The sequence below is a fragment of the Streptomyces vulcanius genome, from assembly GCF_042653945.1.
Classification (GTDB): Bacteria; Actinomycetota; Actinomycetes; order Streptomycetales; family Streptomycetaceae; genus Streptomyces; species Streptomyces mangrovi.
Genome location: NZ_JBHSFK010000035.1, coordinates 111,704 through 125,630 on the forward strand (window position 1 = coordinate 111,704; position 13,927 = coordinate 125,630).

General features: G+C 70.0%; 14 protein-coding genes, 1 rRNA gene and 1 pseudogene. 13 read left to right on the top strand and 3 right to left on the bottom strand.

The annotated features are described in order from the left end of the window. Window positions 1-9 precede the first annotated feature (9 nt). Genes ACFPIH_RS40220 through ACFPIH_RS40230 form a run of 3 tightly spaced genes read left to right on the top strand, consistent with a single transcriptional unit; the run spans window position 10 to window position 1,500 of the window. Entirely contained in the window at window positions 10-189 is a 180-nt protein-coding gene (locus tag ACFPIH_RS40220; RefSeq protein WP_381182800.1) for a DUF397 domain-containing protein, read from the top strand. Next, on the top strand, window positions 182-430 hold the full coding sequence (locus ACFPIH_RS40225) for a DUF397 domain-containing protein (RefSeq protein ID WP_381182798.1): 249 nt from the start codon (window positions 182-184) through the stop codon (window positions 428-430). The genes ACFPIH_RS40220 and ACFPIH_RS40225 overlap by 8 nt, the downstream gene beginning before the upstream one ends. Next, window positions 427-1,500, top strand: coding sequence for a hypothetical protein (locus tag ACFPIH_RS40230; RefSeq protein WP_381182796.1), 1,074 nt, complete (start codon window positions 427-429; stop codon window positions 1,498-1,500). The genes ACFPIH_RS40225 and ACFPIH_RS40230 overlap by 4 nt, the downstream gene beginning before the upstream one ends. Here ACFPIH_RS40230 and ACFPIH_RS40235 read toward each other — a convergent pair. Continuing rightward, entirely contained in the window at window positions 1,487-2,386 is a 900-nt protein-coding gene (locus ACFPIH_RS40235; protein WP_381182794.1) for an oxidoreductase, read from the bottom strand. The genes ACFPIH_RS40230 and ACFPIH_RS40235 overlap by 14 nt on opposite strands. A gap of 92 nt (window positions 2,387-2,478) precedes the next feature. Here ACFPIH_RS40235 and ACFPIH_RS40240 point away from each other — a divergent pair, with 92 nt between their 5' ends. From ACFPIH_RS40240 to ACFPIH_RS40275, 8 genes are all read left to right on the top strand, one after another. Further along, window positions 2,479-3,093 carry a TetR/AcrR family transcriptional regulator gene (locus tag ACFPIH_RS40240; RefSeq protein ID WP_381183016.1) on the top strand — a complete coding sequence of 205 codons (615 nt, stop codon included), beginning with the start codon at window positions 2,479-2,481 and terminating at the stop codon, window positions 3,091-3,093. A gap of 233 nt (window positions 3,094-3,326) precedes the next feature. Continuing rightward, window positions 3,327-4,664 (top strand): S53 family peptidase, encoded by a 1,338-nt coding sequence (locus tag ACFPIH_RS40245; RefSeq protein ID WP_381182792.1) that lies wholly within the window; start codon window positions 3,327-3,329, stop codon window positions 4,662-4,664. 373 nt (window positions 4,665-5,037) lie between these two features. Beyond that, window positions 5,038-5,346 (top strand): hypothetical protein, encoded by a 309-nt coding sequence (locus ACFPIH_RS40250; RefSeq protein WP_381183014.1) that lies wholly within the window; start codon window positions 5,038-5,040, stop codon window positions 5,344-5,346. A gap of 187 nt (window positions 5,347-5,533) precedes the next feature. Continuing rightward, window positions 5,534-6,349, top strand: coding sequence for a DUF8175 domain-containg protein (locus ACFPIH_RS40255; RefSeq protein ID WP_381182790.1), 816 nt, complete (start codon window positions 5,534-5,536; stop codon window positions 6,347-6,349). Then, window positions 6,339-7,679: a hypothetical protein gene (locus ACFPIH_RS40260; protein WP_381182788.1), complete on the top strand. Its 1,341-nt coding sequence runs from the start codon at window positions 6,339-6,341 to the stop codon at window positions 7,677-7,679. Before ACFPIH_RS40255 ends, ACFPIH_RS40260 begins: the two co-directional genes overlap by 11 nt. Next, window positions 7,676-9,235, top strand: coding sequence for an SCO6880 family protein (locus ACFPIH_RS40265; protein ID WP_381182786.1), 1,560 nt, complete (start codon window positions 7,676-7,678; stop codon window positions 9,233-9,235). Before ACFPIH_RS40260 ends, ACFPIH_RS40265 begins: the two co-directional genes overlap by 4 nt. Window positions 9,236-9,244: 9 nt before the next feature. After that, window positions 9,245-10,663, top strand: a complete 1,419-nt coding sequence (locus tag ACFPIH_RS40270; protein WP_381182784.1) for an ATP-binding protein — start codon at window positions 9,245-9,247, stop codon at window positions 10,661-10,663. Window positions 10,664-10,681: 18 nt separating this feature from the next. Further along, window positions 10,682-12,274 (top strand): type IV secretory system conjugative DNA transfer family protein, encoded by a 1,593-nt coding sequence (locus tag ACFPIH_RS40275; protein ID WP_381182782.1) that lies wholly within the window; start codon window positions 10,682-10,684, stop codon window positions 12,272-12,274. Window positions 12,275-12,281: 7 nt separating this feature from the next. Here ACFPIH_RS40275 and ACFPIH_RS40280 read toward each other — a convergent pair whose 3' ends face one another. After that, complete coding sequence (locus tag ACFPIH_RS40280; protein ID WP_381182780.1) at window positions 12,282-12,827, bottom strand: GNAT family N-acetyltransferase; 546 nt, start codon at window positions 12,825-12,827, stop codon at window positions 12,282-12,284. Between the two features lie 274 nt (window positions 12,828-13,101). Between ACFPIH_RS40280 and ACFPIH_RS40285 the strand changes: the two genes are divergently transcribed. Both ACFPIH_RS40285 and ACFPIH_RS40290 read left to right on the top strand, forming a co-directional pair. Continuing rightward, window positions 13,102-13,479, top strand: a complete 378-nt coding sequence (locus ACFPIH_RS40285) for a hypothetical protein (protein ID WP_381182778.1) — start codon at window positions 13,102-13,104, stop codon at window positions 13,477-13,479. After that, window positions 13,476-13,792 (top strand): annotated as a pseudogene (locus tag ACFPIH_RS40290) (response regulator transcription factor). Before ACFPIH_RS40285 ends, ACFPIH_RS40290 begins: the two are co-directional and overlap by 4 nt. A 47-nt stretch (window positions 13,793-13,839) precedes the next feature. Here the strand turns inward: ACFPIH_RS40290 and rrf are convergent. Further along, window positions 13,840-13,927 (bottom strand): 5S ribosomal RNA (gene rrf, locus ACFPIH_RS40295); the annotation flags it as partial.

Here is a 13,927-nt window from a genome sequence, read left to right on the forward strand (position 1 = left end):
GGAGCCCCCGTGAACTGGCAGAAATCCTCACACTGCTCCGAGGGCGCCTCCTGCGTCCACGTCGCCGCCACCACCCGCACGGTCCATCTCACCGAAAGCGGCGACCCCAGCGGATCCATACTCAGGGCCGCCCCGGCCACCTTCGCCGCCCTCCTCACCACCCTCAAAAAGGAAAGCCCCCGTGTCTGACCTCCCCGCCGACCTCACCTGGATCCGCGCCGCACCGCCGGAGGCAACCGGTCCCGGTCCCTGGATCGAGATCGCCTTCGGTGAGGGAGCGGAGGACGACGGCGAAGCCCCCGTCCACCTCCGGGTGACCAACGACCCGGACAACGTGGTCACCACGAACCGCCGCAAGTGGGACGCCTTCGTACTCGGCGTCCAGGCAGGCGAGTTCGACCACTTCGTGGAAGGCGTCGAGGGCGTATGACCCGCACCCCGCACCTGGTCGCCACCCTCACCGCACCGCTCCCCGACCCGAACACCGCCCCCCTGGAGCTGATCCGGCTGCGCGGCGGGCATACCGCGCTCGTGCAACGGAGCGACGACGAGGTACTCGTACAGCACTTGGACGACGCGTTCCACCCCACGGAGCGAACCCGCTTCCCGGCCCCGTGGACCCGCCGCTTCGGCACCTGCGCCGTCTCCCCGGACGCGGACGTCGTCGTCTTCGCGGGCACACACGCGTTGCGCGCCGTGGAGGCGAGCGGGGCCACGCGGTGGGAGATACGGCACGGCTGCTGGGGCTGTACCGGGTCGCACGGCTCGTTCGACGAGTACGCGACGGACGCCCGGCACAGGTACCCCGACCGCGGTTCCGCCGGCTTCTCCCCGGACGGCTCGCTGCTGTGGGCGCACGTGCGCGATCCACAGGCTGTGGACGAATGGCTGCTGCTCGACCCCACCGACGGACGCCAACTCGCCCGGGTCGACGCACAGTCCGCCGCCGCCGGCAGCGAACACATCCCGCACCCCGACCCCCGCCAGATGGGCCTGAGCATCGGCGAGGGGCAGGACGGCGCGCCGATGCGCTGGGGCCGCTGGGACGGCGAGCGGCTGAGTGTGGAGTACTTCGAAGGGCTGGACCTGGCCCTGCTGGACGTGAGCCCGTCCGGCGGGCACTTCATGACCGTCTCCCACGACCAGGACCTGCTCGCCCTGCACGAGACGGCGACCGGCGCGGTGGTCTCGGAGTGGGACGTGGAGAAGTCCGTACCCCGCCACCCGGACGCGGCGCCGGAGAACGACGAGGTCTGGCCCGCCTGGGACTGGGCCGGCGGTTTCCTCGACGACTCGACGGTGGTCGCCGGGACCGTAGAGCAGGACGAGGAGTGGGGCGAGGGCCGCCACTGGCTGGTGACACGCGACGCGCCCGGTGCCGTGCGGCTCACCTACCCGGCCCCCGTCACCGGCGCCCCGGCCGTCCTGGGCGCCGGGCACTGGTACACGTACAGCGAGGACCGCACGACCGTCTCGGTGTGGACGCTCATCCCACGCTGAGTCCCGACCGCACCCCCGTCAGCTCCTCCGACAAGACCCACAGCCGCCGCGCAGCATCCGCGTCGCTCGCCGCCGCCGACCGCCCCACCAGCGTGGGCGCCCCGCGCATCTCGCCCATCCCGCCCGGTCCGACGTACGAGGCGCCGGGCAGGTCCTGGGTGGCGGCGTAGAGCGTGGGCAGGGCGCCCGCGCGGTCGTTCTGGGCGAACAGGACGTTCCCGACGCGCATGAAGAGGCGGGCCACCGGGTTGGCCGTGTGGCTCTGGAGGTTGGTGGCGGCCCAGCCCGGGTGCGCGGCGAGGGCCCGGACGGACGAGCCGGACTCGGCGAGACGGCGCTGGAGTTCGAGCGTGAACAGCAGGTTGGCCAGCTTGGACTGGGCGTACGCGCGCTGCGGGGTGTAGCTCGTCGCCAGGTTCGGATCGTCGAAGTCGATCACGCCCGAGCGGTGCAGACCGGAGGAGACGGTGACGACGCGGTCGGTGACGTAAGGCAGCAGCAGGTTGGTGAGGGCGAAGTGGCCCAGGTGGTTCGTGCCGAACTGGCGCTCGAAGCCGTCCGCCGTCGACTGCTTCGGCAGCATCATCACGCCGGCGTTGTTGATCAGCGTGTGCAGCGGAGCCCCCGCCCACTCCGCCGCGAACTCCCGTACGGACGACAGATCCGCCAGATCCAGCCGACGGACCTCCGCGCCGTCACCGATCCGCGCCGCGGCGGCCCGCCCGCGCTCCGGATCCCGTACCGCGAGGACGACGCGCGCCCCCGCCCGCGCCAGCGCGTCGGCGGCGGTGAACCCGATACCGCTGTTCCCGCCCGTCACGACCACCGTGCGCCCGGTCAGGTCGGGGAGGTCACTCACACTCCATGCCTTCTTCTTCTCAGCCATACCGTCAAAGTAGGCGCCGACAACAATGCTGTCAATGACAACAATGATGACGGTGTCTACACGGAGATACGATGACCCGCATGCCGTCCGAGATGTCGTCGATGCCGTCGGAGAGCCGCCCGTACCACCACGGAGACCTCCGCTCCGCCCTGCTCTCCTCCGCCGAGCGCACCCTGCGCGACAAGGGCGCGGGCTCCCTCTCCCTCCGGGAGCTGGCGCGCGAGATCGGTGTGAGCCATGCCGCACCCGGCCGGCACTTCAAGGACAAGCAGTCCCTGCTGGACGCCCTCGCGCTCACCGGGTTCGAGCGGCTGTCCGCGACCCTGCAGGACAGCGACGACCCGGCCCTCCCCCTGGAGCCCCGGATCACCACCCTCGCCCGCGCCTATCTGACCTTCACCCTCGACAACGCCGCACTCCTGGAACTGATGTTCGCCCGCAAGCACGCCCCCGACGCCTCCGACACCGCCGGTCAACTGACCGCCGCCGTGGACCGGACGGTCGGATCACTGGAGCGGATGCTCGCCGAGGCGCAGCAGCGCGGCGAGATCGTCGACGGCGACCCCCGCGAGCTGTCCGTGACCCTGGGGGCCGCGCTGCACGGATATGCCGTACTCACGGCCAACGAGAGCCTCGACCCGCGGACGGCCCTCGCGGGCGTGGCGGCCCTGGTCCACCACAACCTCCACGGACTGCTCCGGCGCTGACCGCGGGGTCAAGATCCGGCCATTCTCCGTCCATCGAGGCGCCATCGGCGGGCAATCCCTCAACCGCCTTGAGCAATGCGGAAGTCAGAACTCCGCGGCCTACCTTGTTGTCACGTACCCAACAAGCGCACAGTCGTCGGCGGGCCGCCGCCCGCCACCGGGGACCTCGTACCGGTGGCACGCACCACCCCCCACCCGCACCGCCCCTGTCACCCACATTCAGGAGCTGTCCGTTGCGTACGACGACTTCCCCCAACCCCTCTGCCGCATCCGGCAGATGGCGCCGCATCGGCGCCTCGGCCCTCGGCGCCGCCGCCCTCGTGCTCGCCGGTTTCGGCACCGCGGCCCACGCGAGCGCGGCCCCCGCCACCTCCACCTCCGCGAGCGCGAAGGTCACCTGGGCGGCCACCCCCTGTGCCACCCCCAAGCACAAGGGCGAACTCGCCTGCAACTCCTACCGCGTCACCGGCGGCACCACCGCCTTCCAGAAGGAACGCGCCGCTGAGACCGGCAAGACCGCCAAGGTCACCCCGAAGGCCGCCGCCGCCAGCCCCACCGGCTACGGCCCGTCCGACCTCCAGGACGCCTACGGCCTGACCGACGCCGCCGCGGACAACGGCTCCGGCGAGACCATCGCGATCGTCGACGCCTACGACGACCCGAACGCCGCCGCCGACCTCGCCAAGTACCGCTCGTACTACGGCCTCTCCGCCTGCACCGTCGCCAACGGCTGCTTCAAGAAGGTGAGCCAGACCGGCTCCACCACCTCGCTCCCCTCCGCCGACAGCGGCTGGGCCGAGGAGGAGTCCCTGGACCTCGACATGGCGAGCGCCGTCTGCCCGAACTGCAACATCCTGCTGGTCGAGGCGACCTCCGCCAGCATGGCCAACCTCGGCAAGTCCGTGAACGAGGCCGTCGCGCTCGGCGCGAAGTACGTCTCCAACAGCTACGGCGGCTCGGAGTCCTCCTCCGACACCTCCTACGACACCTCGTACTTCAAGCACGCCGGCGTCGCCATCACCGTCAGCGCGGGCGACGAGGGCTACGGCGCCGAGTACCCGGCCGCCTCCCGCTACGTGACCTCCGTCGGCGGCACCGCCCTCTCCAGCTCCTCCACCACCCGCGGCTGGACCGAGAAGGTCTGGAACACCAGCTCCACCGAAGGCACCGGCTCCGGCTGCTCCGCCTACGACGCCAAGCCGACCTGGCAGACCGACACCGGCTGCTCCAAGCGCACCATCTCCGACGTATCCGCTGTGGCCGACCCGGCGACCGGCGTCTCCGTCTACGACTCCTACGGGGTCACCGCCGGCTGGTACACCTTCGGCGGCACCAGCGCCTCCTCGCCCATCATCGCCGCGGTCTACGCCCTCGCCGGCACCCCCGGCAGCAGCGACTACCCGGCCTCCTACCCCTACGCCTACCTGGGCACGTCCTCCCTCAACGACGTGACCAGCGGCAGCAACGGCTCCTGCTCCTCCAGCGCGAGCTACCTGTGCACCGCCAAGTCGGGCTACGACGGCCCCACCGGCGTCGGCACCCCGGAGGGCATCGAGGCCTTCACCGGCTGACGCACCATCACTCCCCGCACACAGAACGACCGCCGGCGGACCGTGGGGGCCGCCGGGGGCAAGGGCGAACGGGCCGTGGCATCCAGCCGCGGCCCGTTCGCCGTTCGTACACCGCCGCCCATGAGAACATCGAGAAGTGGGTCAACGACGGAACCACACCCAGGTTCCGCTCCGGCCTCATTGCCCGGCGTAACCTACCGTGATACACAGAGTAACCGTACGAGCCATTCATACGAATCCCGGCCAACAATGACGCCAAGTCGACATAACCAGGCGTCAATGTCGGCAACAATGAGAAGTGACCTCTGCACATAGCGGGGGACAGACGACACCTGCGGAACTACGGAACTACCCACCAGGGGCGGTGACTTACATGCTGTACGCGGCCGACAAGGGCGACATCAACACCATCATCGGCGGGATCGCTCCGGACTGGGGCCCCTTCGGCAGCCTGGGCAACGAGGCGAAGACGATGATCCAGGTCGTGATGGCCGTCGCCATCCTCCTCTGCCTGGGCATCGCGGTCTGGGGCGCGGCCAAGCAGCGCATCGGCGCGACGGCCCTGCGGGACACCTTCAGCGCGGAACAGGGCAAAGGCCTCATCATCGCCGGCCTGACGGGCGTCTTCATCATCGGCTCACTCGGCACGCTGTTCACGATCGTGTACGGCATGGCCATCTAGCAAAGCGGCCCCTCGCCCCGTTCCAGGCCCCTCCACCCCACCCACCCGTCGCGCCCACCGGCTGAGGTTGCGTTTCCCTGATGTCGAGTCACCACACCGCGCCCGCGCGGGAACCAGCACGGCTACCGTCGTACTTCTACGCGGTCCGATACGCGGTCCCGCACGGCAATGAGGGGGCATACGCGGCATGACTCCCGGCGACGAAAACAACTACGGCGAACCCACGGGTACCCGCGTTCGCCTTCCTGATGCCGACCCGTACGGCGGCGCCCGCCGGCCCGCCCGCTCCTCCCGCAGCCTCATCACGGTCGTCGGCGTGGTCGTCCTCCTCATCGCAGCCATCGCCATCGCGAACCGCGGCGGAGACGACGACCCGTCAACCACCTCCACAACAGACACCAACAAACCAAAGACAACAACAACAGCGGCAACGGGCACGAAGCCGGTGGAGTCGAAGAAGGCCGGGATCCCCTCCGGGTTCGCGCACACCGAGCAGGGCGCGCAGTCGGCCGCCGCGAACTACGCCGTGGCACTCGGCTCGACCGGCATGTTCCAGAAGGACAGCAGACACACCCTGGTCGACGCCGTCTACACCACCGGCACCGCGGCCAAGCTGCAGAGCGCCATGGACCAGGCCTACTCCGCCGACTTCCTCGCCAAGATGGGCCTCGACGCGAACGGCGACGCCCCCAAGGGGAACACCTTCGTCTCCCGCGTCGTCCCCGTGGGCACCACGGTCCAGTCGTACTCCGACGCCACCGCCAAGGTCGCCGTCTGGTACATGGGCCTGATCGGCATGTCCGGCACGAGCTCGACCGACCCGGTCACTTCGTCGTGGAAGACCTGGACCATCGACCTGAGCTGGACCGGCGGCGACTGGAAGATCACCGCCGACACCCAGAAGGACGGCCCCGCGCCCGTCCCCGGTGACGACCAGGCCGCCACCTCCGACGAGATCAGCAAGGCCATCGAGGAGTACGGAGGGTTCACGTATGCCCGGTAAGCCGCGCCGCCTGCTCAGGCTCGCCGGAGTCGTGACGGCCGTCCAGACGACCGCTGTCCTGCTGGCCACGCGTGCCTTCGCCGCCCCGAGCCCCGACCCGTCGCCGTCCGCGTCCCCCTCGCCCTCCAGCAGCGTCGACTGCAGCCTCATCAGCGGCGAAGCCAAGAAGTACTGCGAACGAGGCAACGGCGACGCCAGCACCGGCACCAACCCCGGTGTCTCCGACACCCTCGACCCCCTCTCGTCGCTCGCCAAGGGCTGTGCCGACGCCGCCTCCTGGACCGTCGACAAGCTCAGCGACGCCGTGAAGGACACCGCGAACGTCGACTTCACCAACCCCAAGTTCCTCCAGCAGTACGCCGTCGTCTTCGCCGCAAGCACCGTCCTCACCCTCCTGCTGTGGCTGCTGGCCGTGGCCAAGCGAGCCGTCCGGGGCGTCCCCCTCAGCACCGCCATCGGCGAAGCCGTCGGCTTCCTCTGGCTCACCGTCCTCGCCTCCGCCTTCACCCCCCTGATCCTCTACACCGTCGTATCCGCCACCGACGGCATCACGGAAGTCCTGGCGAAGGCGACAGGCGACCAGACCGACACGTTCTTCGGCACCTTCTCCGCCGCCCTCGCCAAGGGCGAGAACATCGGCGGCGGCCCGATCATGCTGATCGTCGTCTCCCTGGTGTCCATCCTCGCCGCCGGCGTCCTCTACCTGGAGCTCGTCATCCGCGCCGCCCTGCTCTACGTCGGCGCCCTCCTCGGCACCGTCGTCTACGCCGGCATGGTCGACAAGAACCTGTGGGGCCACGTCCGCCGCTGGGCCGGCATCATGATCGCCGTCATCCTGGTCAAACCGATCATCGTGATCGTCCTCGGCCTGGCAGGAGCCCTCTCCGCCGACGACGGCCCGGACTCCTTCTCCGCCGTCGTCTCCGGCCTCTCCATCATCCTGCTCGCCATCTTCGCCAGCGCGATGATCTACCGCTTCGTCCCCGGCTTCGGCGACGAGATCGCCGGCGGCCGCAACAACCGCATCATGCAGGGCGCCGAGGGCAAGGCCGCCGCCGTCATCAGCAGCCCCGCGACCCTCGTCGCCCAGGGCATCAAGACACACAGCACCCGCGCCGACAACAACGGCGGCGGAGGCGGAGGCCAGGCATCCGGCGGCGCCCGCCCGTCCAACCCCGTCTCCGGCGGCGTCTCCGCACACAGCTCGCGCTCCTCGAACGGAGGCGGCGGATCCGTCCCCTCCGCCGCACCCGCCCCCCGCACCAGCCCGGTGAACACCCCGCACGCCGGCAAGACCCGCAACAACCCCACCGGAGGTGACGGGCGTTGACCACCGAGTCCCACGTGTCCCACGCGATCTCGCCCCGCCGTACGTATCTGATCGGCCGCGCCCGGCCGAACGCGATCGTCGGCCGCAACCGCGAGACCGGCGAGATCGCGCTCATCATCGCCGGCGCGTTCCTCGGCATGATGTGCGGACTCCTGGTCCCCGTGCTGTCCCTGCGGATCGTGCTGCTCACCGGCTTCCCGGTGCTCGCGCTCGCCATCGTCTACGTGCCGTACAAGCACCGCACGTTCTACAAGTGGTTCGAGATCAACCGCAGCTACAAGCGCACCCTCCGCCAGGGCACCACCTACCGCTCCGGCGTGATGGAGGCCGGCATCCGCGTCGGCGGCCAGGAGGTCGAGGTCGGCCCGCCCCCGGGCATCGGCCGCATCAACTGGCTCGCCGCCCCCTTCGGCCCCGACGAGATCGCCGTACTCCTGCACGCGGACCGTCGTACCGTCACCGCCGCCATCGAGATCGAGGGCCCCGGCGTCGGCCTGCGCGACAGCGAGGACCAGGAAGCCCTCGTCGACCGCTTCGGCACCCTCCTCAAGCACGTGGCCAACGGCGACGGCTTCGTCACCCGCCTCCAGATGCTCGCCCGCACCCTCCCCGCCGACCCCGACGCCCACGCCAAGGACGTCTCCCAGCGCGGCGACGGGAAGGCCCCCGGCTGGCTGTCGCAGTCCTACGACCAGCTCCAGTCCATGGTGTCGACGAGCAGCGAGCAGCACCGCGCCTACCTCGTCGCCTGTATGCACTTCAACCGCGAGCTGGCTGCCGAGGCGCACGCCATGGCCCGCGCCGCCCGCCCCCAGGCAGGCCGCAAGCTGGACCGCGACGCCGGCCTCGCCGTCGTCATGGCCCGCGAGCTCACCGACATCTGCTCCCGCCTCCAGGAGGCGGACATCCGCGTCCGCCAGCCCCTCGGCCAGGGCCGCCTCGCCTCCCTCGTCCACTCCATGTACGACCCGGACCACCCGATCGACCACCTCCAGGCGATGACCAAGCGCAACGCCTGGCCGGCCGAACTGGACGCCATGGAGCCCACCTTCCTCCAGGCCAAGACCCGCGAGTCGTCCACCCGCGCCCCCTGGTGCCACGCCACCGCCTGGGTGAAGGAGTGGCCGATGACCCCCGTCGGCGTCAACTTCCTGGCCCCCCTGCTCGTCCACACCCCCGACGTCATCCGCACGGTCGCCGTCACGATGGACCTCGAACCCACCGAGGTCGCCATCGAACGCATGCTCACGGAGAAGACGAACGACGACGCGGAAGCCAGTCGCGCCGCCAAGATGAACCGCACCGTCGACCCCCGCGACGTCGCCGCCCACTCCCGCCTCGACCAGCGCGGCGAGGACCTGGCCTCCGGCGCCGCCGGCGTCAACCTGGTCGGCTACATCACCGTCTCCTCCCGAAACCCCGAGGCACTCGCCCGCGACAAGCGGACGATAAGGGCGTCGGCAGGAAAGTCGTACCTGAAGCTGGAGTGGTGCGACCGCGAGCACCACCGCGCGTTCGTGAACACGCTCCCGTTCGCCACCGGCATCCGAAGGTAGGGGCATCACATGCGGGACCCGCTGACCGTCCTCACCGACGCCTTCGCGTCCTTCCTCTTCGGCAAGGTCGAGACCACCCGCCTGCCCGTGCGCACCTCCACCGGCCAGGCCCAGGCGGTCTACCTCCCGACAGCCGCCCCCGGCCTCGGCGACTCCGGCGTCATCATCGGCCGCGAGGTCTACTCCGGGAAGGGCTACATCTACGACCCCTTCCAGCTGTACGGCCAGCAACTCCCGGCCCCGCACTGGCTGGTCCTCGGCGAGTCCGGCAACGGCAAGTCGGCGCTCGAGAAGACGTACGTCCTGCGCCAGCTCCGCTTCCGCGACCGCCAGGTGGTCGTCCTCGACGCGCAAGGCGAAGACGGCGTAGGCGAATGGAACCTCATCGCCCAAGCGCTGGGAATAACTCCCATCCGCCTGGACCCGACGGCCGCCCTGAACCACGGCATCCGCCTCAACCCACTCGACCCCTCGATCACCACAACAGGCCAGCTGGCCCTGCTGCGCACGATCATCGAGGTGGCGATGGGCCACGGCCTCGACGAACGCTCCGGCTTCGCCCTCAAGGTCGCCCACGCCTACGTCAACGAGACGATCGTCGAACGCCAGCCGGTCCTGATGGACATCGTCGAACAACTCCGCCACCCCGAACCGGAGTCCGCGGAGGCGATGAACGTCGCCATAGACGACGTGCGGGCGTGGGGCCTGGACGTCGCCCTGGTCCTGGACCGCCTGGTCGACGGCGACCTCCGCGGCATGTTCGACGGCCCGACGACGGTGGGCATCGACCTCGACGCCCCCCTCATCGTCTTCGACCTCTCCCACATCGACCGCAACTCCATCGCCATGCCCATCCTGATGGCGATCGTCGGTGTCTGGCTGGAACACACCTGGATCCGCCCCGACCGCAAGAAGCGCATCTTCCTCGTGGAAGAGGCCTGGCACATCATCAACAGCCCCTTCGTGGCCCAGCTCTTCCAGCGCCTCCTGAAGTTCGGCCGCCGCCTCGGCCTGTCCTTCGTCGCCGTGGTCCACCACCTCTCCGACGTGGTCGACGGAGCGGCGGCAAAGGAAGCCGCGGCGATCCTCAAAATGGCCTCCACGAGGACGATCTATGCCCAGAAGGCGGACGAGGCCCGAGCCACCGGCCGCGTCCTGGGCCTCCCGCGCTGGGCCGTCGAAATCATCCCCACCCTGACCCCCGGCATCGCGGTCTGGGACGTCAACGGCAACGTCCAGGTCGTCAAACACCTGATCACCGAGACGGAACGCCCCCTGGTCTTCACCGACCGCGCGATGACGGAGTCCTCCGCAGACCACCTCGCCGCCGTGGACGACGCCCTGCACGCCGCCGAACTGGAGGCGGAGGAACGGGCCGCGGCCTTCGTCGAACAACACCTCGGCGACTCGGAATCAACGGTGGCGTAGGGGGAGGACAGGACAGCCATGAGACCGAGCGACGAACGGCGTGCCGTCCAGGCCGGCGGCATCCCCGACGGCCTCCTCCTCGGCATACTCGCGTTCCTCCTCGGCATCACCCTGCTGACCTGGACCGCGACAGGCCTGGCCGCCCTCCTCTCGCACGGCACCTGGCCCACCGGCCTCACCTTCACCCGCACCCCCCTGGCCATGCGCCACCTCGTCACCGACCCCCACGACATCGCGGCCGCCTGGCCGGACACACACCCCGGCGCCCTCTCGGGCTACGGGCTCTTCTGGGGCCTCTTCATCGGCCAGCTGATGGTCCTCTTCGTCCTGACCATCTTCACCATGGGCACCCTGGCCCGCTGGAAAGCAGTCCGATCCCGCAAACGCGCGGGCGCCTACGCCACCCCGGCACCAACATCCACCGAGCTACCGGCCCCCAACGAGGTGCCAGCCCCCAGAACCGAGCCGCCCCCGGCCCCGGCCCCGGCCCCGGCCCCGGCCCCGAACCCAAACGCCGGACCGAGCCGGAACCCGAACCCGAACCCGAACCCGAACGGCGGACCGAACCGGAACCCATCACCGCAACCGGAACTGGCGGCGGAGCCGGGGCAACAACCGCAACCCATGGCGTCCACTTCTCTGTCCAAGGGTGAACGAGCGGGCGGGTGGGAAACAACCCGCGCCGCAGGCGCGGCAGTCCTCTACGCCCCACCGGAAGACCGCAAACCCACCGCCACCCAAGCCATCCGGGACGCCGAGGGCCCCGCCCTCATCGTCACCTCGGCCCCCACCCTCTGGCAGGACACCAAGGACTCCCGAGCCAAGCTCGGCCCAGTCCACCTCTACGACCCCACCCACCGCTGCGACACCCCCGCCCGCCTCCACTGGTCCCCCACCACAGGCTGCGAGGACAAACCAACAGCGGCAAAGAGAGCCACCGCCCTCCTCACCCCCGTACGCCCCACAGCCCGCCTGGACCAAGCGGTCAGCGACACCGCGGAAACCCTCCTCCGCAGCTACCTCCACGCCGCCGCCATCGACGGCCGCACCATCCGCCACGTCCACCGCTGGTCCCAGGGCACCGGCATCCAGGAAGCGGTCCGCACCCTCCGTACGAACCCGAAGGCCGCCCCCGGCTCGGCCGGCGAACTGGAAGCCGCCCTCACCGCCCACCCGGAACGCCGGGACATCGCCCAGGAGCTCACCTCCCGAGCCCTCTCCGCCCTCTCCACGATCAACATCCGCGAGGCCTGCACGCCCAACCGAAGTGATGCCCTTGCCTTGGATTCCTTCGTGAACGAGGGGGGAACGCTCTACGTCGTCGGCGAATCCATCGAGGACCCCAGGACCAACCCGGGCGCGATGCCCCTCCTCACGGCCCTCGTCTCCAGCGTGGTCGAGCGCGGCCGGCGCATGGCCGAACGGTCATCCTCCGGTCGCCTCGACCCACCACTCACCCTCGTCCTGGACGACATCGCCGCGGTGGCCCCCCTCCCCGAACTCCCGGACCTCCTGACGACGGGCCAGGCACAGGGCCTCCCCACCCTGGCCCTGCTCCGCTCCCGCGAACAGGCAAGATCCCGCTGGCCCCACACAGAGCTCCCGGTCTGACGGCGGCCTACCGCATCCGCTCGAACTCCAACTCGACGTCCTTCCCGTCCTCGCCCGACGGCACGGTCACCCCACTCGGCGTGAAGCCCAACCGCCGATAGGCACCCTGCGCCCGCAGATTCCGCTCATGCACCAGCAGCCGCACCCGCTCCACGTCCACCCCCCACGCCCACTCCACCCCGGCCTCGAACAACTCCCGGCTCACCGCACCCCCACGCCACTCGGGCCGCACATAAACCCCCACCACATGCCCCTGCCGCCGCTCGACGGGAAGCCCGGCCCAGTCCACGCTCCCCGCCTCCTCCACGAGCACGGTCACCGACCCCACCCACTCACCGCCCCCGTCCACCGCAACGAACTGCCGCACCCCGACAGCCCCTTCACCCGCGCCCAGAGCCCGCTCCCGCCAGAAGGAGTCCGGCCGAGCCACGGCGTCCTCATACGTCTCCAGAAAGGCGATCGCCGCAACGGGATCCCGCAGGGCAACCAGCCGCAACGCCTTCACGGACTCCCACTCATCGGCCCGTATACCCCGCACCACAAAGTCATTCATACAGCTCACGGTAGTACCCAGGTACGACACCCCTCACCCCGAATACACCCACCCTCCGACGCCCACGCACCGCACCCTCCGGCCATCATGAACCCGTGCCACACCCGAAGGACCAGCCCCCGACCCCGAACCCCTCTCCCAGTACATCCAGCGCACCACCCGCCACCTCCGCGCCGTCGACCGCCGCCACCCCCTGGTCAGGGACCTGCACCTGACGGCTTTCTGGACGATAGCCGCCCTCCCCGACACCCCCTCCTACGCCGTCCTCCTGACCATGCTCCCCTTCGCCCTGGTCAACGCCTGGACGGGCGCCACGCTCCAGCTGATCGTCATCCACCAGCTGGCTCTGAGGCGCCCCTCGCGCACCCGGTGGTGGCCGACGGCCGTGATCATCATCCCCGTCGTCCTGACCACCGTCCGCCACCCGCGCGGCAGCGCGGACCAGGACCTCACCCCCCGGCCCACCCTCACCGACCTCGACCAGCTCATCAAGGGCGTCAGAGCCGCAGGCCTCCCCATCCGCACCACCATCCACGGCACCCCGGCCCTCCCCCGGGCCGCCAACTCACCGTCTACCGAGGCCGGCCCCCGTCCCCACCCCGAACGCGGCTGGCGCGTTCGCCTGCACTTGCCGGAGGAATCCCCGCAGTGACCACCGTCCTCATCGCCGACGACCAACCTCTGCAGCGCTTCGGCTTCCGCATGCCCAGCCTGGACGGCATCGAGGCCACCCGCCGCATCACCGCCGCCGGCGCCCGCACCCGCGTCCTGATCCTCACCAGGTTCGACATCGACGAGTACGCCTACGCCGGGTCATCGGAAAGGGCTGGACGATAGCCAAGCGCCTGCACCTGGCCGAGTCGACGGTGAAAACCCACGTAGGCCGGGTCCTCGCGAAAACGGGCTCCCGGGACCGGATCCAGGCAGTGATCCTGGCGTACGAAACAAGACTGGTAGAACCCTAGAAAACAGAAAACCCCCGCACCAACGGTGCGGGGGTTTCCTAAAGATTGTTCGGCGGTGTCCTACTCTCCCACAGGGTCCCCCCTGCAGTACCATCGGCGCTGTAAGGCTTAGCTTCCGGGTTCGGAATGTAACCG